The following is a 22928-nucleotide window of genomic DNA, read 5'->3' on the forward strand; positions in this document are numbered from 1 at the left end:
GTAAACCCGCGCGGGTCACGTGGCGGCGGGCGTCTTCGGGGGCAGCACCGGCTCCTCGGCGTCCGACTCGCCGGACTGGAGCACCCGGCCGCGCTGAAGCTCCGCGTTGATCTGCACCCCGAGCATCAGCGCCGAGTTGGACAGGTAGAGCCAGACCAGGAACGCGATCACCGCCCCGAGGCTGCCGTACGTGGCGTCGTACGAGCCGAAGTTGGCGACGTACAGGCCGAAGCCGAACGAGGCGAGGGCCCAGGCGACCAGGGCGACCGCGCCGCCCGGGGTGAGCCAGCGGAACCGGGGCTGGCGGACGTTCGGCGCGATCCAGAACAGCAGGCTCAGCAGCACCATCATGATCAGCGCGAGCACCGGCCACTTGGCGACGCTCCACGCCGTACGGGCCAGCCCGCCGGCGTTCACCAGGTCGCCCACGGCGTCGGTGACCGGGCCGCTGACGATCAGCCCGGTGGCGACGACCGCCAGCAGCACCAGCGAGATCGCCGCCAGGCCGATCTGCACCGGCCGCAGCTTCCAGATCGGCCGCCCCTCCTCGACGCCGTAGACGGCGTTGGAGGCCCGGGTGAACGCCCCGATGAAGCCGGAGGCCGACCAGAGGGCACCGAGCAGACCGAAGCTCAGCAGCACGCTGGCCGAGTCGTTCTGGTCGACCACGCCCCGGACCACGCCGACGAAGCCCTCGTTGGCCACCACCGAGCCGGCACCCATGTCCCGGGCCAGGTCGAGCACGGTGTCGACGGTCTGCTCGCCGTTGGACACCAGCCCGACGAGGGCGACCACCACGATCGTGGACGGGAAGAGCGCGAGCACCCCGTAGTAGGTCAGCGCGGCGGCCCAGTCCGCGCAGTTGTCCTTGACGAAGTTGCGCACGCTACGGACGAGCACCCCGCGCCAGGTCGACCAGCTCAGCTGGCGTACCCGGCGGGGGATGCGTGGTCGCCGCTCCCCGGTGACCGCCGCGCCGGGTTCCGTCGTCGTCATGCCCGCTCCCTGTGCCCCGGTCCCCGGACGCCCCGGTGCCTCCGGCGTCGCCTGGCCCGCCGGTACCCCCGGCCGGAAATCGACAAACCCGGCGTCCCGGTTTGTCGGCCGGGGGCGGGGGAACGGTCAAGGAGAACCCATCGACGCGGAGGAGGACGAGATGCCCGGGCGCGAGGTACTGCCCAGCACGCTGCGACGTTCCCCCAAGAAGGCGCAGCGCACCTGGGAGAAGACGCACGACTCGGCCGTGGAGACCTACGGCGAGGGGGAGCGGGCGCACCGCACCGCCTTCGCCGCCGTCAAGCACGAGTTCGAGAAGGTGGGCGACCACTGGGAGCCCAAGGGCCGCAAGGGGCCGAGCGACCGCCAGGCGGCCGGCGGCGGACCGGAGCGTAGGGCGTCTACGGCCGGCGGGGTGGACGCCAACGCCACCAAGGACCACCTGATGAAGGTGGCCCGCAAGCTGGACGTGCCCGGTCGGTCGACGATGACGAAGCCGGAACTGGTCAAGGCGATCGAGAAGGCGAACAACCGCCAGACCGCCAAGGCCCGCGGCCGCTGAGGCCGCCGCCCATCGGGTACGCGTACGCAGAGGCTGTCCGGCCCGGACAGCCTCTGCGCGTGTCTCACCAGTGGCCGCCGCCGGGCGCCTCGATGTGCACCGCCTTCGTCGCGGTGAACTCGTCCAGCAGTTCCGGCCCGTAGCCGAAGCCGTGCCCGCTGGCCCGGCGCGGGTGCGCGGCGCCGCCCGGGGCCCCGCCGAACACCGCGTTGACCTTCACGGTGCCCACCGGCAGCTCCCGCCAGGCGCGCTGGGCGTGGCTCATCGAGCCGGTCAGCACCGTCGCGGCCAGCCCGTACGGGGAGTCGGCGGCGCACCGCAGCGCCTCGGAGAACGAGTCGACGACGACGATCGCGGCGACCGGACCGAACGTCTCCTCGCGGACCACCGTCATGTCGTGGCGGCAGTCGCTCAGCACGGTCGCCGGATAGAACGCCCCCGGCCCGTCGGGCAGCGTGCCCCCGGCGCGGATCCGCGCGCCCTGCGCCACCGCCGCGGTCACCTGCCCGTGCACGTGGTCGCGGTGCCGCCGGTCCACCAGCGGCCCCAGCTCGGTGCGCGGGTCGCCGCCCGGGCCCGTCCGCAGCTGCGTGGCCCGCTCCACCAGCGCCTGCGTGAAGTCCTCCGCGACGTCGCGGTGCACGTAGATCCGCTCCACCGCGACGCAGATCTGCCCCGCGTTGGCGAACGCGCCGAGGGCCGCCTGCCCGGCCGCCCACACCGGGTCGACGTCGCCGTCCACGACGAGCGGGTCGCTGCCGCCGTTCTCCAGCAGCACCTTGGCCCCGGTCCGGGCCGCCGCGGCCGCGATGGCCCGCCCGGTGGCGGTGGAGCCGACGTGGGCGACGACGTCCACCTCCTGCGCGGCCAGCGCCGCGCCGACCTCCGGGCCTCCCGTCAGCAGCGACAGCACCCCGGGCGGCAGCGCGGAGTCCAGCGCCCTCGCCAGCAGCCAGCCGGTCGCCGGGGCGCGCTCGCTCGGCTTGTGCAGCACCACGTTGCCGGTGACCAGGGCCGCGCCCAGCAGCCCGCAGGAGACCGCCACCGGGTCGTTCCACGGGGTGATCGCGGCGACCACCCCGCGCGGCTGCGGCGTCATGAAGTCGAGGGCGTGGGCGCCGCCGTGCAGGCTCCGCCCGCCGCGCACGGGGGCCAGCTCCGCGTACTGCCGCAGGGTGCCGATGCCCGCCTGCACACCGCCGCGGGCGTCCGACAGGGGCTTGCCCATCTCGGCCGTCGTCGCCCGGGCCAGGTCGTCGGCCGCCGCCGCCACGGCGTCCGCCGCCCGGTGCAGGGCCGCCGCCCGTTCGGCGGGGGCGGTCGCCGCCCACTCCGCGGCGGCGCCGCGCGTCGCCTCCACCGCCTTGCCGACCTCGTCGGCCGTCGCCACCGGCGCCGAGCTGACCGGGGAGCCGTCGGCCGGATCGTGTACGACCAGCTCACCACCCTCGCCGCCCGCGCCCCACACTCCGCCTATGAGCTGCGCAACCGTGTACATGGCAGTGCATGCCCCGGCCCCGGCGCGGCAAACGCGTTTCGCCCGGTTGCTGGCCGGGTAGGCGGATCGGATGAGTTCCCCCGGCGCGGAGAGCGCGGACGCCGTCGTCGTCGGAGCCGGCCACAACGGCCTGGTCGCCGCCAACCTGCTGGCCGACGCAGGCTGGGACGTCCTGGTGCTGGAGGCCACGGCCGCCCCCGGTGGTGCCGTGCGCTCCGCCGAGGTGACCGCCCCCGGCTACCTGAGCGACCTCTACAGCTCCTTCTACCCCCTCGGCTACGCCTCGCCCGTGCTGCGCGGGCTGGGGCTCAACCGGTACGGGCTGCGCTGGCGGCACTCCCCGGACGTGCTGGCCCACCTGCTGCCCGACGGGCGGGCGGCGGTGCTCAACCGCGACCCGGAGGCCACCGCGGCCTCGCTGGAGGCGTTCGCGCCGGGCGACGGCAAGCGCTGGCTGCACGCGTACGACGACTGGCGCCAGGTGGCCGAGCCGATGCTGGAGGCCATCACCACGCCGTTCCCGCCGGTGCGCGGGGGCCTGACCCTGCTGCGCCGGCTGCGGGTGTCGGGGGCGCTCCGCCTGGCCCGGCGGCTGGTGGTGCCGGTGCGCAAGCTCGGCGACGAGCTCTTCGAGGGCGAGGGGGGCCCGGCGTTGCTGGCCGGCTGCGCCCTGCACACCGACCTGTCGCCCGAGGAGGCCGGTTCGGGCGTGTACGGCTGGCTGCTCGCCATGCTAGGTCAGCAGGTCGGCTGGCCGGTGCCCGACGGCGGCGCACAGAAGATCACCGACGCGCTGGTGGCCCGGCTGACCGAGCGCGGCGGCCGGATCCTCTACGGCGCACACGTCGACCGGGTGCTGACGGCGCGCGGCCGGGCGATGGGCGTGCGTACCGTCGGCGGCTCCCTCTGGCGGGCCCGCCGCGCGGTGCTCGCCGACGTCCCCGCGCCCGCCCTCTACCTGGACCTGGTCGGCGCGGCGGCGCTGCCGCCCCGGCTGGTCGAGGACCTGGCCCACTTCCGTTGGGACGGCTCGACGCTCAAGGTGGACTGGGCGCTGTCGGCCCCCGTGCCGTGGACCAACCGCTCGGTCGCGACCGCCGGTACGGTGCACCTGGGCGCGGACCTGGACGGACTCACCAGCTACTCCGCGGCGCTGGCCCGTAGGGAGATCCCGCGCGACCCGTTCCTGCTGCTGGGTCAGATGTCGGTGGCCGATCCGAGCCACTCGCCGCCGGGCACGGAGTCGCTCTGGTCGTACACCCATCTGCCGTTCCGGCGGCAGTGGCGGGCCGAGGAGATCGCCGCGCACGTCGAGCGGATGGAGCAGGTGCTGGAGGAGGCCGCGCCGGGCTTCCGCAGCCTGGTCGTCGGGCGGCACGTGGCCGGGCCGGCCGACCTGGAGGCGGGCGACCCGAGCCTGGTCGGCGGCGCGCTCGGCGGCGGCACGGCGGCCGCGTACCAGCAGCTGTTCCTGCGCCCGATCCCCGGCCTGGGCCGCGCGGACACCCCGGTGGACCGGCTCTTCCTGGCCAGCGCGTCGGCGCACCCGGGCGGCGGCGTGCACGGCGCCCCCGGCGCGAACGCCGCCCGCGCCGCCCTGGCCCGTGACCGTGCCCTCACCGGCCCGCTGTACGCGGCCGGCATCGACGCCGCGCACCGCGCCGTCTACCGCTGACCGCCGGGGCGGGCCGGATCCTCGCCCGGCCGATCCTCGTCCGCTGCGAGCGCGCCACCGGCTGGTGCGCCGGCGCGCTGCCGCCTGCGGCGGACAGGCGGTGACGCCGTCCCGCCGGCCGCTTGTCGTGGGCACAACTGTTGCGCAGGGTGATGAGCCTCGGGCGCGACGGAAGCCTCTGTCTCGCCCTTTGCTCTGCAGCCACATACGCAACGGTCGCTCGGCGTGGTCGACGGTTGGCCATGCGATCCCGCCGCCGTTCGAAAAACCGCAGGTAGGTGGGCTGGTGCGTGTATGGCTGCAGAGCAAAGGGCGGGCGGTGCCAGTTCGGTGCTTGAGTCAGAGGTGACTCAGGGTGATGTCACACTCGGTAGCCGTTGGTGCGGTGGCCGGGCGGTCCGGCCGGATGGCGCCCCGAGGCATCGCCGACCGCCCGGCCCCACCGGCCGCCGTGCCTGCCGCGGCCCCTGCCGGGTCCGCCCGGCGCCGCCGTCGACCGCCCGCCGGCCCGCCGAGGCGAACGAGGCGCAGCCAGGGGTACGGCCCGGAAGTCGAGGCGGCGCGTGGGGCCGGCGGGGGCGGACGAGAAGACAGGGCGAGGCGACGGGGCGATCGAAGCAGGGCCGGGCGGGGCGGGAGGGCAGCGCCAGGCGGGACCCGGGGCGGGCCTGGTTCAGCGTTCGATGTTGCGGTGCTTGCTGCGCAGCTTGAACGGCATCAGCGCGCTCTCGATCTTGGTCGCGGTGGTCATCTTGGACGCGCCGTCGCGCCGCTCCTCGAAGCGGATCGGCACCTCCAGGATGGTGTGCCCCAGCTTCGTGGCCAGGTAGTGCATCTCCACCTGGAAGCTGTAGCCGTTGGACTGCACCCGCTCCAGGCCGATGTCGCGCAGCGCGTCCGCCCGCCAGATCTTGAAGCCGGCGGTGAGGTCGCGGATCCGGACCCGCAGCAGCGTGTGCACGTAGAGGTTGGCCCAACCGCTGAGCGCACGCCGGTAGAGCGGCCAGTTCTCGTCCAGTTCGCCGCCCGGCACGTACCGGGAGCCGATCACCACACCGGCCTGGGTGGAGAGCAGCGCGCCGAGCATGCCCGGCAGCGCCTCCGGCGGGTGCGACAGGTCGGCGTCCATCTGCGCCACGTACTCGGCGCCGCCGTCGAGGGCACGCCCGATGCCGTCCACGTACGCCCGGCCCAGGCCCTCCTTGCCGGCCCGGTGCACGACCTCGACGCGGTCGGGGTGCTCGACGGCCAGCTTGTCCGCCACCTCACCCGTGCCGTCCGGCGAGTTGTCGTCGGCGACCAGGATCTTCAGGCCCGGCAGCGGCAGGGCCAGCAGCCGCTCGACCAGCACCGGGAGGTTGCCCGCCTCGTTGTAGGTGGGCACGACGACGGTCAGACGTGCGTCCCGCCACGGCACGGGCAACTGCACGGGTTCGATCATGTCGGACATCCTCGGTCGGCGGACAGGGCTCCCCGAGAGCGTAGCCAGTTGCCACATCCGGGTCGAAAAGGCCACCCCTACCGGCCCGTCCTCGCGCCACGACGAGGACGGACGGCAGTCAGCGGAGGCGACGGGCCAGCGCGGTGAGGACCACCGTCAGCCCGGCCAGGGCGACGCCGGAGACGGCCGGCTTGTGCGTACCGATCCACAGGGCGGCCGAGCGACCGCGGGCCCGGTCGGTGAAGACGCCCTCCGCGCCCCGGTCCCGTTCGTCGTCCCCCGGCCGGTCGAGGTTGTCCCGCCAGGCGGCCGGATCGATCGGGGTCTCGGTCTGCTGGCTGTCGTAGCCGTCGCGGGCCAGCTTCCGGTCGAGCAGGCCGGGCGCGAGGACGTCGCCGAGCCGGGCCCGCCAGGTCGGTCCGCCCACGTTCAGCTCCCGCGGCCCGTGGTCGGCCGCCCAGATGATCGCCTTCGCCGCAACCTCGGGCGCGAAGATCGGCGGCACCGGCTGGGGGTGCCGGGGCAACCGGGTGCGTACCCAGGAGAACTGCGGGGTGTTGATCGCCGGCAGCTGCACCATCGACAGCTTCACGCCGGGGCAGTCGTGCAGCAGCTCCGCCCGCAGCGAGTCGTTGAAGCCCTGGATGGCGTGCTTGCTGGCGCAGTACGCCGACTGCAGCGGGATCCCGCGGTAGGCCAGGGCGGAGCCGACCTGCACGATCGCCCCCCGCTTCCGGGCCCGCATGTGCCGCAGCGCGGCGAGGGTGCCGTGCACGGTGCCGAGGTAGTTGACCTCGGTGACGCGTCGGAACTCGGCGGCCGGGATCTCCCACGCCGGCGCGAAGACGGAGACCATCGCGTTGTTCACCCAGACGTCGATGCCGCCGAAGCGGTGCACCACGTCGTCGGCGGCCTGCTGCACCGCAGCGGCGTCGGCCACGTCCACCCGGTACGTGCGTACGTCCGAGGCACCCAGCTCCCGGCAGTCCCGCTCGGCGGCGGCCAGCCCGGCCTCGCCCCGGGCGAGCAGCGCGAGCCGTGCGCCCCGCTCGGCGTAGCGGCGGGCGACCGCCCGTCCCACGCCGGCGCTCGCCCCGGTGACGACCACGGTCTGCGTCATCCGTCCCCCTTCTGGCGCATCGCGATGTCGGCCAGCCGGGTCAGGGTCTCCTTGTTGCGCTGGTGCAGCACCAGGTCGTTGACCTTGTTGCGCACCCAACGCAGCGGGCCGGCGGCGAAGTCCTCGCCCAGGCGTACCCGGGTCGCGTCCGTGCCGACCGCCTCGAGGGTGAACACCACGAGGGCCTCCCCGGCGGGCCAGAGGCCGGCGCGGATGACCAACCGGCGTGGCGGCTCACAGGTCAGCACCGTCGAGGAGTCGTGCAGGGAGAACGGCCACGGGCCTGCCTTGTGGTGCAGTTGGCTGCCCACCCGGGGCCAGGCGTCGTCCACGTCGCGTACGTGCACCGTGCCCACGACCCAGTCGCTGTACGTCCACCCGTCCGCCAGGACCGCCCAGACCTGCTCCGGGGAGGCCTCGATCACTTTCTCCACAATCGCCACAGCGCTCCCATACCCCGAGCACCGCGGGGGCTAACGGTGCCGGCGGGTTAGCTTCTCCCGGGCGACGGGTAACGGCAGCTCGGACGGCGTGTCGGCGCCGTCGGCGCACGCCGTGGCGGGGCGTTCAAGACGACGTTTACTCCCCGGGGCGCCGGGAACCCGCCGGCTGTGCGACAGGACCAGGTGGAGCCGGATCAGCGCAGGTCAGCCCGGGTTTTTGCCGGCGCTGACGAGGCCGCGTCCGGCCCCGTCCTGTTCGACGCCGTGCTGCTGGACCGCGACGGCACGCTGATCGAGGACGTGCCGTACAACGGCGATCCCGACAAGGTGCGGCCGATGCCGGGGGCACGGGACGCCCTGGACCGGCTGCGGGCGGCGGGCCTGCGGTTGGCGGTGGTGACGAACCAGTCCGGCCTGGCCCGGGGACTGTTCACCGAGGCGCAGCTGCGGGCGGTGCACGAGCGGGTCGAGCGGCTGCTGGGGCCGTTCGACGCGTGGCTGGTGTGCCCGCACGACGACGGCGACGCGTGCGGGTGCCGCAAGCCGGCCCCGGGGCTGGTGCGCGCGGCGGCGCGGGAGCTGGGCACCGTGCCGGCCCGGTGCGTGCTGGTGGGGGACATCGGGCGGGACATGACCGCCGCGTCGGCCGCGGGAGCCGCCGCGATCCTGGTGCCGACGCCGGTCACCCGCGCGCAGGAGGTGGCCGCCGCGCCGCAGGTCGCCCCCGATCTGTCGGCGGCGGTGGCCGAGATCCTGCGCCGCCGGGCGGCGGTCGACCCACACACCTACGGGTACGCCCGCGCCCGTCCCGGGCGGCGGGTGGGAACGGTGCTGGTGGTACGCGCCGACTCGGCGGGGGACGTCCTGGTCACCGGACCGGGCATCCGCGCCGTCGCCGCCGCCGCCGAGCGGGTGGTGCTGCTCTGCGGTCCCCGGGGGCGCGCCGCGGCGGAACTCCTGCCGGGTGTCGACGAGATCGTGGAACACCGGTTGCCCTGGATCGATCCCGCGCCCGACCCGGTCGACCCCGCCGACATGCGTCGGCTCGCCGACCGCCTCGCCGCCGTGGGCGCCGCCGAGGCGGTCGTCTTCACGAGCTTCCACCAGTCGCCGCTGCCCCTGGCCCTGCTGCTGCGCCTGGCCGGCGTCCGGCGGGTCAGTGCCATCAGTGACGACTACCCCGGCAGCCTGCTCGACGTGCGCCACCGCGTGCCGCCCGGCGTACCCGAACCGGAACGCGCGCTCTCGCTCGCCGCCGCCGCCGGCTTCGCCCTCGCCGAGCACGACGGGCCCGCCCTGCGACTGCGCCCGGTGCCGGCGGCCCCGCCCGAGGCCGGCGCACCGGGCTACGTGGTGCTGCACCCCGGCTCGGCGGCGCAGGCCCGCGGCTGCCCACCGGAGCTGGCCGCGCGCATCGCCCGGGCGCTGACCGCCGCCGGCCACCGGGTGGTGGTCACCGGCGGCCCCGACGAGCGGGAGCTGACCGCGCGGGTGGCCGGCGCGCACGCCGTCGACCTGGGCGGGCGTACGTCCCTCGCCGCGCTGGCCGCGACGGTCGCCGGCGCCGGCGCGGTCGTGGTCGGCAACACCGGCCCCGCCCACCTCGCCGCCGCCCACGGGGTGCCGGTGGTCAGCCTGTTCGCCCCCACGGTCCCGTTCGGGCAGTGGGGGCCGTGGCGGGTGCCCACCGTGCGGCTGGGCGACCCGGAGGCTCCCTGCCGGGACACCCGGGCGGCACGCTGCCCGGTGCCCGGGCACCCCTGCCTCGGCGGCGTCGAACCCGGTCAGGTCCTCGACGCGCTGCGGTTGCTCGGGGTCACGCCACCGGCGGCCCCACCGGTGCGGCCCGCGCCGCCGGGCGGCCGGGGAAGCGGCGTGCCCGCGCGGGCCGGCACCGGCGGGAGCGGCGGATGAACCTGCTGCTCTGGCACGTGCACGGCTCGTGGACCACGTCGTTCGTGCACGGCAAGCACCGGTACCTGGTGCCCGTCACCCCGGACCGGGGCCCCTACGGCCTCGGGCGCGCCCGCACCTACCCGTGGCCCGACGCGGCCGTCGAGGTGACCCCCGAGCAGTTGCGCACGGCCGACGTCGACCTGGTGGTCCTGCAGCGCCCCGAGGAGATCGACCTCGCCGAGCGGTGGCTCGGCCGGCGGCCCGGCCGCGACGTGCCCGCCGTCTACGTCGAGCACAACACCCCCAAGGACGGGCACGTCCCCGACAGCCGCCATCCCATGGCCGACCGCGACGACCTGCTGATCGCCCACGTGACCGGCTTCAACGAGCTGTTCTGGGACACCGGCGCCACCCGCACCACCGTGGTCGACCACGGCATCGTCGCCCCGGCCGCCGAGTACACGGGCGAACTCGACCGGCTCGCGGTGGTGGTCAACGAGCCGGTACGCCGCTGGCGGGTCACCGGCACCGACCTGCTGCCCCGCTTCGCCGAGATCGCCCCGCTGGACGTCTTCGGCATGAAGGTGGCCGGGCTGGCCGAGCACCTGGGGCTGCCGGCCGACCGGATCACCAGCCACGACGACCTCCCCCAGCACCGGATGCACGCCGAGTTGGGGCGGCGGCGGGCGTACCTGCACCTGTGCCGGTGGACCTCCCTCGGGCTGAGCCTGATCGAGGCGATGGCCATCGGGATGCCGGTCGTCGCGCTCGCCGCCACCGAGGCGGCGATGGCGGTGCCGCCCGGCGCGGGAGCGCTGTCCACCCGGCTCGACACCCTGCTCGACGCCGCCCGCCGGTTCGTCGACGAACCGGCGCAGGCCCGTCGGGCGGGGGAGCGCGCCCGCGTCGCCGCCCGGGACCGCTACGGCCTCGACCGTTTCCTCGCCGACTGGGACCGGCTGCTGGAGGAGGAAGTATGCGCATCGCGATGATCTCGGAGCACGCCAGCCCGCTCGCCGTCCTGGGCGGCGAGGACGCCGGCGGCCAGAACACGCATGTCGCCGAGCTCTCCGCCGCCCTCGCGGCCGCCGGACACGACGTGCGGGTCTACACCCGCCGCGACGCGGTGGACCTGCCGGTCACGGTACGCAGCCCGGACGGCTACGACGTGGTGCACGTACCGGCGGGGCCGGCCGAGCCGGTCGCCAAGGACGCCCTGCTGCCGCACATGAAGGAGTTCAGCCGCTGGCTGGTCGACCGGTGGCGGGGCGGCGACTGGCTGCCCGAGGTGATCCACGCGCACTTCTGGATGAGCGGACTCGCCGCGCTGGCCGCCAGCCGGCAGACCGGGGTGCCGGTGGTGCAGACGTACCACGCCCTGGGGGTGGTCAAGCGTCGGCACCAGGGCGTGCAGGACACCAGCCCGGCCCGCCGGATCGGCTACGAACGGGAGCTGGGCCGGGCCGTCGACCGGGTCGTCGCCCAGTGCCGCGACGAGGTCGGCGAGCTGGTCCGGATGGGGGTGCCCCGGTCCCGGATCACGGTCGTGCCGTCCGGCGTGAACCTGCGCACCTTCGCCCCGCTGGGGCCGAGCGCCGAGCGCGAGGAGGGCCGGCCGCGGATCCTGACCGTCGGCCGGCTGGTCGAGCGCAAGGGCTTCCAGACCGTCGTTCGGGCCATGGCGTACGTGCCCGGGGCCGAGTGCGTGGTGGTCGGCGGGCCGCCCGCCGGCCTGCTGGAGACCGACCCGTACGCGCGCCGGCTGCGCGCCCTCGCGGTCACCTGCGGGGTGGCCGACCGGGTACGACTGCTCGGGGCGGTGCCCCGCGAGGAGATGGGCCGCTGGTACCGCTCGGCGGACGTCCTGGTGGCCGCCCCCTGGTACGAGCCGTTCGGACTCACCCCGCTGGAGGCGATGGCCTGCGGCGTGCCCGTGGTGGGCACCGCCGTCGGCGGGATCAAGGACACCGTGGTCGAGGGCGTCACCGGCGATCTGGTGCCCGCCCGCGACCCGCGTGCGCTGGGTGCCGCGATCCAGGGGCTGCTCGACGACCGGATCCGCCGCTTCGCGTACGCCGCGGCGGCGCGGGAACGGGCCCGGCGGCGGTACTCCTGGGCGGCCACGGCGGAGCGGCTGGTGGAGGTCTACGGCGACGTGGCGGCCGTCCGTCGGCCGACCGGGGTGGTGGCCTGATGACGGCGGCCACGCCCCTGGACGCGCACCTGACGAACCTGGCGGCGGCGCTGGTGCCCTTCCGGCGGCACGAGACGCTGCTGGCCCGGTGGGGCGAGGCCCTCGCGCGCCGGCTGGTCGGGGGCGGCCGGCTGCTGGTGGCCGGCAACGGTGGTAGTGCCGCCGAGGCCCAGCACCTCACCGCCGAGCTCGTCGGCAAGCTGCGTGACGACCGCCAGCCCCTGTCCGCCATCGCGCTGCACGCGGAGACCTCCGCGATGACCGCGATCGGCAACGACTACGGCTACGACGAGGTCTTCGCCCGTCAGGTCCGCGCCCACGGCCGCGACGGCGACGTCCTGCTGCTGCTGTCGACCAGCGGCACCAGCGCCAACCTGCTCGCCGCGGCCCGCGCCGGGCGCGACGGCGGGCTCACCTGCTGGGCGCTGACCGGTCCCGCCCCCAACCCCCTGGCGGAGCTGTGCCACGACGCCCTCGCCGTCGGCTCACCCGACAGCCAGGTCGTCCAGGAGCTGCATCTCGTGGCCAGCCACCTCCTCTGCGAGTACGTCGAGCGGGCGCTGCCGGTGGCGCCCGCCGCGCCGGTACGGACCGGGGTCGAGGTGGTGCTCGACGACGGTGCGGGTCGGCAGGCCCGGGACATCATGAGGAGGGAAGCGTGAGGGGACCCGTCGTGGTGGTCGGTGACACCCTGCTCGACCGGGACGTCGAGGGGGTGGTGAACCGGCTCTGCCCGGACTCGCCGGTGCCGGTGCTCGACGAGACGGCGCACGTGGACCGGCCCGGCGGCGCGGGGCTGGCCGCGGTCTTCGCCGCCGCGCAGGGCGCCGACGTGGTGCTGGTCACCGCGTTGGCGGACGACGCGGGCGGTGCCCGGCTCAGCTCGTTGCTCACCGACGCGGGCGTGCAGGTCTATCCCCTCGGGCTGCGCGGCGGTACGCCGGAGAAGGTCCGGTTGCGCGCCCGGGGCCGGGTGCTGCTGCGCCACGACCGGGGCGGCGCGGACGGCGCGCCGGGCGAGCCCTCGGAGGCGGTGCTGCGCGTGATCGACCGCGCCTCCGTCGTGCTGGTCAGCGACTACGGGCGGGGCGTCACCCGGCAGCCCGCGCTGCGGGCGGCCCTGGCCGCCACCCGGGCGCCGGTGGTCTGGGATCCGCACCCCCGGGGGCCGGCGGCCGTCGCGGGGGTGCACCTGGTGACCCCCAACGAGTCCGAGGTGCGGGAGCTGGTGACGGTCGCGCCGGGCGCGACCCGGCTGGCGACGGCGTCGCGGGGTGCGCAGGGACTGCGCCAGCGCTGGCGCGCCGGCGCGGTCGCGGTGACCCTGGGCGGGGACGGCGCGCTGCTCTGCCACGCCGGGGCGACGCCGATGGTGGTGCCCGCCCCGGCCACCGCCGAGGGCGACACCTGCGGCGCCGGTGACCGGTTCGCGGCCACCGCCAGCCTCGCCCTGGCGCGGGGGGCGCTGGTCTCCGAGGCGGTGCAGGAGGCGGTGGCCGAGGCGTCGGCGTACGTGGCCGGCGGGGGAGTGGCCACGGCACTGCCGCGGTCGGTGCGTCCGCTGCCCCCGGCGGTCTGCAGCCCCGGCGGCGAGCGCGTCGGCGTGGCCGCGGCCGCCGGCGTGGTGTCGACGGTACGCACGGCCGGCGGCACGGTGGTGGCCACCGGCGGCTGCTTCGACCTGCTGCACGCCGGGCACGTGGCGACGTTGCAGGCCGCCCGCCAGCTCGGCGACTGCCTGGTGGTCTGCCTCAACTCCGACACGAGCGTGGCGGGGCTGAAGGGCCCGGACCGGCCGGTGATCCCGCAGGGCGACCGGGCCCGCCTGCTCGCGGCGCTGAGCTGCGTCGACGCGGTCATGATCTTCGACGAGCCCACCCCGCACGCGGCCCTGTCGTGGCTGCGGCCCGACGTCTGGGTCAAGGGCGGCGACTACGCCGGTGACGGTGGCGAGCCGGCCCTGCCGGAGGCGGACGTCCTGCGCCGGTGGGGCGGCAACGCCGTGGTGGTGCCGTACCTGGACGGCCGCTCCACCACCGGGCTGATCGCCGCCGCCCGCTCGACCGGCACCGTCGCTCCGCCGCTCACCGACACCGTGCCGCCCGCCTGCGCACCGCCGCCCGGTCCCGCCCCCGGCGGCGCACCGGCCGGCGAGCGCGGACGGAGCCGGGCGCGGGTCGCCCGGCCCGCCGTGGGCCGACCGGGCACGGCGGAGGGCACCCGGTGAACGGCGCGACGCCCGGCGCGGGGCGCACCGTGCTGGTCACCGGCGGATCGAGCGGCCTGGGCGCCGCCGTGGTCGCGGCCGTGGCCCGGGCCGGCGGGCGGCCGCTGGTGCTGGACCGGCAGGCGCCCGCCGACGGGGTGCCGTGGGTGGAGTGCGACCTGGCCGACACCCGTGCCGCCGAGGCCGCCACCCGGCAGCTCGCCGAGCGCTCGGGCGGGCTGGACGCGGTGGTCACCGCGGCGGGGATGGACGTGCCGGGGAAGCTGGCGGACGTGCCCGGCGAGACCTGGGACCGGATCGTGGCGGTGGACCTGCTCGCCACCGCAGCCGTGGTGCGGGCCGCCCTGCCCTTCCTGGAGACGTCCCGGGGAAGCATCGTCACCGTCGCCTCCACGCTCGGGGTGAAGGCCGTCGCCGACGCGACCGCGTACTGCGCCGCGAAGTTCGGGGTCGTCGGCTTCACCCGGGCCCTCGCCGCCGAGCTGGCCGGCAGGGTCGGCGTGACGCTGCTCGTCCCGGGCGGCATGCGTACGGCGTTCTTCGACGAGCGCGACGCCGCGTACAAGCCCGGTCCCGACGCCGTTCTGAACGATCCCGCCGACACCGCCGCCGCCGTGATGTTCGCGCTGGCCCAACCCGCCGGCTGCGCCGTACGCGAGATGGTGGTCTGCGCCGACCAGGAGACCTCCTACCCGTGATCCTCGCCCTGCGCGCCCTCGGCGTCGGCGACCTCGTCACCGCCACCCCGGCCCTGCGCGCCCTGCGCGCCGCTTACCCGGACCGGGAACTCGTGCTCGCGGCGCCCGGCTGGCTGGCGCCGCTGCTCGACCTGGTCGGCGGCGTGGACCGGCTGGTGCCCACGGACGGGCTCGGCAGCCCCGCGCCCACCCCGCCGGCGCCGCACGCCGCCGTCAACCTGCACGGCCGGGGCCCCGAGTCCCACCGGCTGCTCGCCGGCACCCGCCCCGGCCGGCTGCTCGCCTACGCCAACCCCGAGGCCGGTCACCACGACGGCCCGAGCTGGCGCGCCGACGAACACGAGGTCGACCGCTGGTGCCGGCTGCTCGACTGGTACGGCATCTCCGCCGACCGCACCGACCTGGACCTGCGGCGTCCGGCCCCCGGCGGCGTCCCGACGGGCGCGACCGTGCTGCACCCGGGCGCCAAGGTCCCCGCGAAGCGGTGGCCGCCCGGACGGTTCGCCGCGCTGGCCCGGGAACTGGCCGCCCGGGGTCACCGGGTGGTGCTGACCGGCAGCCGCGACGAGCGGGCGACGGCGCGACGGATCGCGGCCGACGCGGGGCTGCCGCCCGACGCGGTGCTCGCCGGCCGCACGGACCTGGGTCGGCTGGCCGCGCTGGTGGCGTACGCCCGGTTGGTGGTCAGCGGGGACACGGGCGTGGCGCACCTGGCGACCGGCTACCGCACCCCGTCGGTGGTGCTCTTCGGGCCGGTCTCCCCGGCGCTGTGGGGGCCGCCGCCGGGCCGCTCGGAGCACCGGGCACTGTGGCGCGGTGAGCAGGATTGGCCCAGGTGGGACGGGGTAGGAAGCCATCCGACGTTGGCGGCCGTCGGGGTCGACGAGGTGATGGCCGCCGTGGACGACGTGGAACGGACGGTGCGGGTCTCCGGTGCGGCTGCGACGTAGCGATCCGGGCAGGCCGGGGTACGGGCGACGCCGGCGCGGTCGGGGCTGGCTCTTCCTCGATCCGTCCGGGCGGCCGGTCCGCGACCCGGACCAGCTCGGCCGGCTGCGCGAGCTGGTGATCCCGCCGGCCTGGCGCGACGTGTGGATCTGCCCGTATCCGAACGGGCACATCCAGGCCACCGGCATCGACGCGGCGGGGCGCAAGCAGTACCTCTACCACCCGAAGTGGCGCGAGAAGCGCGACGAGGCGAAGTTCGACCACGTGTTGGAGGTGGCCCGGCGGCTGCCGGTGCTGCGCGAGCGGGTCGGGCGGGACCTGGCCGGCCGGGGGCTGCACCGCGACCGGGTGCTGGCGACGGTGACCCGGCTGCTGGACATGGGGACGTTCCGGGTCGGCAGCGACCAGTACGCGGTCGGCGACGATCCCACGTTCGGCGTGTCGACCCTGCGCCCGGAGCACGCCCGGTCCCGGGGCGGCTGCGTGGTGTTCGAGTTCCCCGCGAAGGGCGGCATCGAGCAGGTGCGCCGCATCGAGGACCCGGAGCTGTGCCGGGTGCTGGTCAACCTGCGCCGCCGCCGGCGCTCGGCCGACCGGCTGTTCGGCTACCGCGACGGCGGGGACTGGCGCGACGTACGCAGCGACGAGGTCAACGACTACCTGCGCGACGCCAGCGGTGGGGAGATGACGGCGAAGGACTTCCGGACCTGGCACGCCACGGTGCTGGCGGCGACCGAACTGGCGACGGCGGGCTCGCCGCGCTCGGTAACCGCGCGCAAGAGGGCGGTCGCGGCGGTGATGCGCGACGTCGCGGAGCTGCTCGGCAACACCCCGACCGTCGCCCGCACGTCCTACGTCGACCCGCGGGTGGTCGACCTCTTCCACGACGGCGTGGTCGCCCCGGTCGACCCCGCGACGCCACGCGAGAAGGCCGAGCGGATCGTGCTCGAGCTGCTCGAGGACGCCTGAGGCGACCCCGGGCGACCGGGCGCGGGCGGTCACCGGGCGGCCGCCCGCCGCCCCCGTGACGGCGGGCGCCTCGCCACGGCCCCCGTTGGTGCTCCGATCCCGACCGCGCCGCGGCGGGAGAGGATCGGCCACCTGTGCGCTCAGTCTGCCCCGGTCGGGTTGACCGTCGACGCCGCCGGGTTGACTTCCCGTGCCGCTTCCTCCGCCAGGCCGGCGACCCGCCACGCCTGCGGCCCGACGCCGTGCGCCTTGCGGAACACCCGGCTGAAGTGCGCCTTGTCGGGAAAGCCCCAGCGGGCCCCGATCGCCTGGATCGGGTGGCGGCACAGGCCCGGGTCGGTGAGGTCGTGCCGGCACCGCGCCAGCCGCAGCTCGCGGATGTACGACGCGACCGTCACCTCCTCGGCCTCGAAGAGCCGGTGCAGGGTGCGCAGCGACACGTGGTGCGCGTCCGCCACGACCTGCGGGCTCAGCGTCGCGTCCCCGAGGTGCCGCTGGATGTACGCCCGCATCTGGGTGACGAGGGCGCGTCGGCGCACCCCGGTCGGCACCGAGTCCTCGGCCAACAGGTGCCGACCCAGCATGGTGGACACCAGGTCGAGCCCGACGGTGCCGAGGCGGCCGGTGTCGGCGGCATGGTACTGCTCGGGATGGCGGGAGATCTGCAGGAGGAACTGGGCCAGCAGCGCCCCGATCCCCTCGCTGCCCGACATCCGCCCGCCGAGCAGGGGTGCCAGCCGGTCCGGCGGCAGCGGCAGCGCGGCGTGCGGGATGATCGCGACGACGGAGCGGGCCGGCTCGCGACCCTCGTCGTCGCCGAGGTGCCGCACCCCGTGCGGCCGCGACCCGTCGTAGAAGATGAACTCCTCCGGCCCCAGCACGGCGCTGCGGCCGGCCTGGCTGGCCGCGCCGTCGCCGTTGACGGTGAGCGCCAGCGTGTAGATCTCCGGGGCCGACTCGCGCGCCAGCCTGGGCGTCCGGACGCCCTCCAACGACGGGTACCGGTAGTTGACGACCTGGATCGGGCCGAGCTCGACGATCTCGGCCCGGGCGGTGAAGTCGTGCGCGTGCTCCGTGCGGATCCGCAGCGGCGACGCCGTGCGCGCCACCAGGTCGAGCCACATGTCGAAGCGTTCGGGCGCCGGCACCTGCTCGGTGTCGACGGTGCTCTGCGGCAGCATCCGCTTCCCCCGTCCTCGCGCCGGTCCGGTGACCATTGTCCATCGTGGGCGCTGCGTCCGCCCGGGGCGTCCCCGGCCGACGAGGGCTGGTGCGCGGCGGGGGAGCGCCGGCTCAGCTCGTGGCCGACCGGCCGCGGATCAGCGCCTCGACGCCGTCGAGGATCCGGTCGAGGCCGAACTGCCACTCCGTGTCGAACACCTCGTCCGGCCGTCCCTCGGCGCTCTCCGCCAACAGCTCCCGGATCGCCGGATAGGGGCCGTCGCGGGTCAGCAGGGCGAGCTGGTGCCAGTAGCGCGCCCCGGCGTCGTCGGGGTCGATCTGTTCGCGCGCCGCGGCCTCGTCGAGGTCGGCGGTGAGCGTGGCCCAGTTCCGGGCGTACCCGCTGAGCAGCATGATCGTCGAGAGCCGTTCGATGCCGCGCAGGCCGGTGCCACGCAGGGCGGCCAGTCCCTGCTCCATCCAGCGCACCTGGTTGGGCCCCAACGGCGGGCCGCTGATCGGGACCTGCCGGATCCACGGGTGGCGGTGGATGGCCGTCACGTTGGCCAGCGCCCAGCGGGCGAGCGCCGGCCGCCAGCCCTCGTCCGGGCCGCGTGGCGCGGGCGGGTCCCCGTACGCGGCGTCGGCCATGAGGTCCAGCAGGTCGCTCTTGGCGGAGACGTAGCGGTAAAGCGACATGGTCGCCACGCCCAGCTCGCCGGCGACCCGGCTCATCGACACCGCCGCGAGCCCGTCGGCCTCGGCCACCCTGATGCCGGCGGCCACCACCCGCCGGATGGTGAGGCTGCGCCGGGGACCCTTGCCGGGCCGTTCCCGCAGCCCCCAGGCGAGCTCGATGCCCTCCGGCAGCTCGACGTCGGCGTCGCTCAATCCTCACCCCCGGTGCGCGTGTTGACCACCATCCTATCTTCTGCGTATGGTTCACGCAGAACAGCGTATGACGTACGCAGAGCATGGAGGTGAGAGGTGACGGACACCGCAGCGGTGCAGACCGCCGACCTGCGCAAGCGCTACGGCGGGGTGACCGTGCTCGACGGCCTGAGCATGCGGGTCGCCCGGGGCAGCGTGTACGCCCTGCTCGGACCCAACGGGGCGGGCAAGACCACGACCGTCCGGATCCTGGCCACGCTGACCGCGCCCGACGGTGGCGTGGCCCGGGTGGGCGGCCACGACGTGGTCCGCGACCGGAGCCGGGTGCGGCGGGTGATCAGCCTCGCCGGCCAGCACGCGGCACTCGACGACCAGCAGACGGGCGCGGAGAACCTGCACATGATGGCCCGGCTGGCCGGGCTGCCCCCCACCGCCGCCCGGCGCCGCGCCGCGGACCTGCTGGAGCGCTTCGACCTGGTCGCCGCCGGCGGGCGACGGGTGGTGACCTACTCCGGCGGGATGCGCCGCCGCCTCGATCTCGCGGCCAGCCTGGTCGGCGAGCCGTCCGTGATCTTCCTCGACGAGCCGACGACCGGTCTCGACCCGCGCAGCCGGCAAGGGCTGTGGGAGGTGGTCGCCGAGCTGGCCGGCGCCGGGGTGACGGTGCTGCTCACCACGCAGTACCTGGAGGAGGCCGACCGCCTCGCCGACCGGATCGCGGTGCTGCACGGGGGCCGGCTGGCCGCCGAGGGCAGCGCGGGCGAGCTCAAGCGCCGGTTCGGCGCCCACCGGCTGGAGCTGACGCTGTGCGACGCGCGGAGTTTCGCCGAGGCGGCGCACCGCCTGGGCGGGCGGGTCACGCACCGCGACCCGGCCCGCCTGGAGCTGGCGGTCGCCACCGAGGGCGGCGCGCCGGAGATCCGCCACCTGCTCGACGAGGCCGACCCCGACCGGCGGGGGCTCGCCCGGTTCACCGTCCGCGAGGCGACCCTGGACGACGTCTTCCTCACCCTCACCGGCGACCCGGTGACCGCCCGGCGGGAGGCGGCCGGTGTCTGAGCTGACCCTGCGGCCCACCCGTGCCGGCGAGGCCCTCGTCATGGTGGCGCGCTGCGTACGGCTGTCCCGACGCAACGTCGACGCGCTGCTGACCTCGCTGCTGCTGCCGGTGCTGCTGATGCTGCTCTTCGTTTACCTCTTCGGCGGCGCGATCGACACCGGCACCCGGTACGTCACCTACGTGGTGCCCGGCGTCCTGCTGCTCTGCGCCAGCTTCGGCGCGGCCACCACCGCCGTCAGCGTGACCACCGACCTGACCAACGGGATCATGGAGCGGTTCCGCACGATGGACGTCAGCGCCACCGCGATCCTCGGCGGGCACGTCGCCGCCAGCATCGCCCGCAACACGGTCTCCACCGTGCTGGTGCTGGCCCTCGCCGTCGCCATCGGTTTCCGACCGGCCGTGGATCCGCTGCGCTGGCTGGCCGCGTTCGGGGTGCTGCTGCTCTTCCTGCTCGCCGTGTCCTGGCTCTCCGCGGCGTTCGGCCTGCTGGCCCGCACCCCGGAGGCCGCCAGCGGCTTCACCTTCCTGGCGATGTTCCTGCCGTATCCGAGCAGCGCCTTCGTGCCGGTGGAGACGATGCCCGCCTGGATCCGCGGCTTCGCCGACCACCAGCCCGTCACGCCCGTCATCGAGACGCTGCGCGCCCTGCTGCTGGGCACCCCGACGGGCACCGCACCGGCCCTGGCGGTGGCCTGGTGCCTCGGCGTCCTGGCCGTGTCGGTGCCGCTGACCGCCGCGCTGTTCCGCCGCCGCGTGGCCTGACCGCCAGCGCCCCACCGCGCCCACCGCCCGAGCACGGTCTGGTCGTCGGCACGCGGTCACGATCGACCCGCCGGGACACGCGACGGCGGCACCGGACGAGGTCCGGTACCGCCGTCGTCGTCATCCGCGTCAGTCGTTGAGCACCTGCGAGAGCCGGTCGCGGAAGCGCCGCTCCGAGTCGCTGACGACGTCGCCGCCGAGGCCGAGGATGCCGCCGCTGGACGCCGCGCCCACCACCTGCTCGGCGATGTCCACCAGCCAGTGCTTGTAGGCGCCGGCCTCGCCCTCGTCGGTGCGGGCGGCCAACAGCACCGCCGCCTCCCTGGCCCGGCCCAGCACGTCCTCCAGATAGGCGCGCGGGTCGGACGGCGCGATGACCGGCATCTCCTCACCGGCCTCCGGGTCGCCCACCCGCGAGACGATCTCACCGGCCACGGCCGCGACCAGGGGGCTGGCCGACTCCCGGCCCGCGGCGATGGTCTCCAGCCCGGCCGCGTTCTCGGCCATCGTTCGTCGGGTGCCGTCGGACTCGGCGGCGCTCGCCGCGGTCAGCACCGACTGCGGCAGACCGACCAGCAGCCCCCACTCCTCGTCGGAGAAACCGAATCCGGTGTACGCCGGCTGCTCGATCACGGCAAAACCCCTTTCCGCACTGGTGTCGCTCGTCGTCCACGGCCCCGCCAGGGGTGCCCGGCTCAGGCTAGTCGAGGGTCAGCAGGCCCTGTTCGGACACCACGCTGACGGACAGCGTCTTGTACCCCACCTCGTCGAACAGAACCGTCATCCGGTCCTCCTCGTAGCTCAGCACCAGGCCGTGCCCCCACTCCGGGTGCCGGACCTGGCTGTGCACGGGGAAGGGGCCGACGGCGCCGTCGTCGGGAGTGCTGGTGCCCGCGTGGCAGTTGTCGCAGTGCCCGCAGATCTGGGTCATCTGCTCGCCGAAGTACGCCAGCAGCGTCTGCCCCCGGCAGGCCGTGGTCTCGGCGAAGGCCCGCATCATGTCGGTGCGCGACCGCGTCACGGTCTGCTGCCGCTCGGCCTCCGCCAGGGCCGCCGCGGCGGCGTCGACGGGCGCGGGGGAGTAGCGGGGGGCGCCGATGCGCTGCTTCGCCCTCGGCTCGGCCGCGCCCACCTGCTCCAGCAGGGCGAGGTACTGGCCGAGCTTGCGCGGGCCCAGCCCCGTGACCTCGCGCAGCTCCTTCTTGTTGCGCGCCTTCTTGCGCAGCAGCGCGGAGAGGTCGCGCAGCTCGTCGGCGTCCGGCAGGCCGCCGCTGAAGAAGCGTTGCAGCCCGACGTCCTCGGCCTGCCACAGCAGCAGCACCCGGGCCGGGGCGCCGTCGCGGCCGGCCCGCCCGATCTCCTGGAAGTAGCTGTCCGGCGAGTCCGGCAGCGCCATGTGGACCACCCAGGCGATGTTCGGCTTGTCGATGCCCATGCCGAAGGCCGAGGTGGCCACCATGATCGGCACCTGGTCGGCGAGGAACGCCTCGTGCAGCTCGGCGCGGGCCCCGGCGGCCATCCCGCCGTGGTAGTACTGGGCCGGGTAGCCGGCGTCGGTGAGCCGGGCCGCGAGTTCCTCGGCGGAGCGCCGGGTGGGCACGTAGATGATGCCGGGGCGGGTGTCGTCGCGCAGCAGGGCGATCAGCCGCCGCCACCGGTAGTCCTCCGTCGGGCAGTGCGCCACCTCGAGGAACAGGTTCGGCCGATCCAGCCCGGAGACCACCACCTCGGGCTCGGTCAGCCGCAGCCGGGCGATGATGTCGTCGCGTACGGGCGGGGAGGCGGTGGCGGTCAGCGCCACCACCGGCGGCCGGCCGATGCCGTCGATGAGGTGGCCCAGCGCCAGGTAGTCGGGGCGGAAGTCGTGCCCCCAGGCGGAGATGCAGTGTGCCTCGTCGATCGCCACCAGCGCCGGCTTCAGCGACTTCACCTCGGCCATCCGGTCGGGGTTGGCGAGCTGCTCCGGGGTGATGAAGAGGAACTCCGCGCGCCCGTCGCGGATCTCGGCGATCGCCTCCGCCTGCTGGGCGGCCGACTCGTCCGAGCTGATCCGCACCGCGCGCAGCTCCGGTCGTTGCCGCTCGTTGAGCGCCGCGATCTGGTCCTGCTGCAGGGCGAGCAGCGGCGAGATCACCACGGTCGGGCCGGGGATCAGGCTGGCCGGGATCTGGTAGATCGCCGACTTGCCGGCGCCGGTGGGCAGCACCACCAGGGCGTCGCGGCGCTTCATGACCGCCCGCATGGCGGCCAACTGGTGGGGCCGCAGCGCCGTCCAGCCGAAGAGGCTCTTGGCCGCGCGGCGCAGTGTCGTGGAGTGCGTGGACAGTTTCATCGAGGGCCGGAGGTACCCGCCGTGATCAGCGGCGAAACCGCCGGCCGGGTGA

At 75.5% G+C, this 22928-nt stretch carries 20 protein-coding genes and 1 pseudogene; 12 read left to right on the plus strand and 9 right to left on the minus strand.

Annotation, left to right across the window (positions count from 1 at the left end):
* Nucleotides 1–15 precede the first annotated feature (15 nt).
* Nucleotides 16–996, minus strand: a complete 981-nt coding sequence (locus tag V6U77_RS19230; RefSeq protein ID WP_334607707.1) for a YihY/virulence factor BrkB family protein — start codon at nt 994–996, stop codon at nt 16–18.
* Between the two features lie 160 nt (nt 997–1156).
* On the opposite strand from V6U77_RS19230, the gene V6U77_RS19235 reads away from it, so the two are divergent.
* Nucleotides 1157–1558 carry a ChaB family protein gene (locus tag V6U77_RS19235; protein ID WP_334607708.1) on the plus strand — a complete coding sequence of 134 codons (402 nt, stop codon included), beginning with the start codon at nt 1157–1159 and terminating at the stop codon, nt 1556–1558.
* Between the two features lie 64 nt (nt 1559–1622).
* Here V6U77_RS19235 and V6U77_RS19240 read toward each other — a convergent pair whose 3' ends face one another.
* Complete coding sequence (locus tag V6U77_RS19240) at nt 1623–3056, minus strand: aldehyde dehydrogenase family protein (RefSeq protein WP_334607709.1); 1434 nt, start codon at nt 3054–3056, stop codon at nt 1623–1625.
* Between the two features lie 70 nt (nt 3057–3126).
* Between V6U77_RS19240 and V6U77_RS19245 the strand changes: the two genes are divergently transcribed.
* Nucleotides 3127–4731 carry a phytoene desaturase family protein gene (locus V6U77_RS19245; RefSeq protein ID WP_334607710.1) on the plus strand — a complete coding sequence of 535 codons (1605 nt, stop codon included), beginning with the start codon at nt 3127–3129 and terminating at the stop codon, nt 4729–4731.
* A gap of 673 nt (nt 4732–5404) precedes the next feature.
* Here V6U77_RS19245 and V6U77_RS19250 read toward each other — a convergent pair.
* From V6U77_RS19250 to V6U77_RS19260, 3 genes are all read right to left on the minus strand, one after another.
* The gene (locus V6U77_RS19250) at nt 5405–6172 is read right to left on the minus strand and encodes a polyprenol monophosphomannose synthase (RefSeq protein ID WP_334607711.1); all 768 of its coding nucleotides are present in this window, start codon (nt 6170–6172) and stop codon (nt 5405–5407) included.
* Between the two features lie 118 nt (nt 6173–6290).
* Nucleotides 6291–7292: an SDR family oxidoreductase gene (locus V6U77_RS19255; RefSeq protein WP_334607712.1), complete on the minus strand. Its 1002-nt coding sequence runs from the start codon at nt 7290–7292 to the stop codon at nt 6291–6293.
* Nucleotides 7289–7717, minus strand: coding sequence for an SRPBCC family protein (locus tag V6U77_RS19260; RefSeq protein WP_334607713.1), 429 nt, complete (start codon nt 7715–7717; stop codon nt 7289–7291). Before V6U77_RS19260 ends, V6U77_RS19255 begins: the two co-directional genes overlap by 4 nt.
* A gap of 282 nt (nt 7718–7999) precedes the next feature.
* On the opposite strand from V6U77_RS19260, the gene V6U77_RS19265 reads away from it, so the two are divergent.
* The 8 genes and pseudogenes from V6U77_RS19265 to V6U77_RS19300 all read left to right on the plus strand — a co-directional run bounded on the left by V6U77_RS19265 (nt 8000) and on the right by V6U77_RS19300 (nt 16667).
* The gene (locus tag V6U77_RS19265) at nt 8000–9649 is read left to right on the plus strand and encodes an HAD-IIIA family hydrolase (protein ID WP_334607746.1); all 1650 of its coding nucleotides are present in this window, start codon (nt 8000–8002) and stop codon (nt 9647–9649) included.
* Entirely contained in the window at nt 9646–10623 is a 978-nt protein-coding gene (locus V6U77_RS19270) for a glycosyltransferase (protein WP_334607714.1), read from the plus strand. The genes V6U77_RS19265 and V6U77_RS19270 overlap by 4 nt, the downstream gene beginning before the upstream one ends.
* On the plus strand, nt 10608–11825 hold the full coding sequence (locus tag V6U77_RS19275) for a glycosyltransferase (protein WP_334607715.1): 1218 nt from the start codon (nt 10608–10610) through the stop codon (nt 11823–11825). Before V6U77_RS19270 ends, V6U77_RS19275 begins: the two co-directional genes overlap by 16 nt.
* Nucleotides 11825–12487 carry a D-sedoheptulose-7-phosphate isomerase gene (locus V6U77_RS19280; protein ID WP_442934460.1) on the plus strand — a complete coding sequence of 221 codons (663 nt, stop codon included), beginning with the start codon at nt 11825–11827 and terminating at the stop codon, nt 12485–12487. Before V6U77_RS19275 ends, V6U77_RS19280 begins: the two co-directional genes overlap by 1 nt.
* Nucleotides 12484–13956, plus strand: a pseudogene (locus V6U77_RS19285) (PfkB family carbohydrate kinase); the annotation flags it as partial. The gene V6U77_RS19280 and the pseudogene V6U77_RS19285, both read left to right, overlap by 4 nt.
* Nucleotides 13957–14048: 92 nt before the next feature.
* On the plus strand, nt 14049–14750 hold the full coding sequence (locus V6U77_RS19290; RefSeq protein WP_334607716.1) for an SDR family oxidoreductase: 702 nt from the start codon (nt 14049–14051) through the stop codon (nt 14748–14750).
* On the plus strand, nt 14747–15700 hold the full coding sequence (locus tag V6U77_RS19295) for a glycosyltransferase family 9 protein (protein WP_334607717.1): 954 nt from the start codon (nt 14747–14749) through the stop codon (nt 15698–15700). The genes V6U77_RS19290 and V6U77_RS19295 overlap by 4 nt, the downstream gene beginning before the upstream one ends.
* Nucleotides 15684–16667 (plus strand): DNA topoisomerase IB, encoded by a 984-nt coding sequence (locus V6U77_RS19300; protein ID WP_334607718.1) that lies wholly within the window; start codon nt 15684–15686, stop codon nt 16665–16667. The genes V6U77_RS19295 and V6U77_RS19300 overlap by 17 nt, the downstream gene beginning before the upstream one ends.
* Nucleotides 16668–16807: 140 nt before the next feature.
* On the opposite strand, the gene V6U77_RS19305 is transcribed toward V6U77_RS19300, so the two are convergent.
* Together V6U77_RS19305 and V6U77_RS19310 are read right to left on the minus strand one after the other, a co-directional pair.
* Entirely contained in the window at nt 16808–17848 is a 1041-nt protein-coding gene (locus tag V6U77_RS19305) for a helix-turn-helix domain-containing protein (RefSeq protein WP_334607719.1), read from the minus strand.
* Between the two features lie 112 nt (nt 17849–17960).
* Complete coding sequence (locus tag V6U77_RS19310) at nt 17961–18719, minus strand: TetR/AcrR family transcriptional regulator (protein ID WP_334607720.1); 759 nt, start codon at nt 18717–18719, stop codon at nt 17961–17963.
* A gap of 96 nt (nt 18720–18815) precedes the next feature.
* Here V6U77_RS19310 and V6U77_RS19315 point away from each other — a divergent pair, with 96 nt between their 5' ends.
* Nucleotides 18816–19778 (plus strand): ATP-binding cassette domain-containing protein, encoded by a 963-nt coding sequence (locus V6U77_RS19315; RefSeq protein WP_334607721.1) that lies wholly within the window; start codon nt 18816–18818, stop codon nt 19776–19778.
* A complete protein-coding gene (locus V6U77_RS19320; RefSeq protein ID WP_334607722.1) occupies nt 19771–20544 on the plus strand; it encodes an ABC transporter permease in 774 nt (257 codons plus the stop codon). The genes V6U77_RS19315 and V6U77_RS19320 overlap by 8 nt, the downstream gene beginning before the upstream one ends.
* A gap of 129 nt (nt 20545–20673) precedes the next feature.
* Here V6U77_RS19320 and V6U77_RS19325 read toward each other — a convergent pair whose 3' ends face one another.
* Together V6U77_RS19325 and V6U77_RS19330 are read right to left on the minus strand one after the other, a co-directional pair.
* The gene (locus V6U77_RS19325; RefSeq protein ID WP_334607723.1) at nt 20674–21177 is read right to left on the minus strand and encodes a hypothetical protein; all 504 of its coding nucleotides are present in this window, start codon (nt 21175–21177) and stop codon (nt 20674–20676) included.
* A gap of 67 nt (nt 21178–21244) precedes the next feature.
* Nucleotides 21245–22876: a RecQ family ATP-dependent DNA helicase gene (locus V6U77_RS19330; protein WP_334607724.1), complete on the minus strand. Its 1632-nt coding sequence runs from the start codon at nt 22874–22876 to the stop codon at nt 21245–21247.
* Nucleotides 22877–22928 lie beyond the last annotated feature (52 nt).

This window comes from Micromonospora sp. CPCC 205546 (genome assembly GCF_036902715.1).
In the GTDB taxonomy this organism is placed as follows: Bacteria; Actinomycetota; Actinomycetes; order Mycobacteriales; family Micromonosporaceae; genus Micromonospora.

Coding starts and splice junctions, on each gene's coding strand:
- V6U77_RS19275 (WP_334607715.1), top strand. CDS start 10,608: ATGCGCATCGCGATGATCTCGGAGCACGCCAGCCCGCTCGCCGTCCTG.
- V6U77_RS19230 (WP_334607707.1), bottom strand. CDS start 996: ATGACGACGACGGAACCCGGCGCGGCGGTCACCGGGGAGCGGCGACCA.
- V6U77_RS19235 (WP_334607708.1), top strand. CDS start 1,157: ATGCCCGGGCGCGAGGTACTGCCCAGCACGCTGCGACGTTCCCCCAAG.
- V6U77_RS19330 (WP_334607724.1), bottom strand. CDS start 22,876: ATGAAACTGTCCACGCACTCCACGACACTGCGCCGCGCGGCCAAGAGC.
- V6U77_RS19255 (WP_334607712.1), bottom strand. CDS start 7,292: ATGACGCAGACCGTGGTCGTCACCGGGGCGAGCGCCGGCGTGGGACGG.
- V6U77_RS19270 (WP_334607714.1), top strand. CDS start 9,646: ATGAACCTGCTGCTCTGGCACGTGCACGGCTCGTGGACCACGTCGTTC.
- V6U77_RS19250 (WP_334607711.1), bottom strand. CDS start 6,172: ATGATCGAACCCGTGCAGTTGCCCGTGCCGTGGCGGGACGCACGTCTG.
- V6U77_RS19305 (WP_334607719.1), bottom strand. CDS start 17,848: ATGCTGCCGCAGAGCACCGTCGACACCGAGCAGGTGCCGGCGCCCGAA.
- V6U77_RS19280 (WP_442934460.1), top strand. CDS start 11,825: ATGACGGCGGCCACGCCCCTGGACGCGCACCTGACGAACCTGGCGGCG.
- V6U77_RS19245 (WP_334607710.1), top strand. CDS start 3,127: ATGAGTTCCCCCGGCGCGGAGAGCGCGGACGCCGTCGTCGTCGGAGCC.
- V6U77_RS19240 (WP_334607709.1), bottom strand. CDS start 3,056: ATGTACACGGTTGCGCAGCTCATAGGCGGAGTGTGGGGCGCGGGCGGC.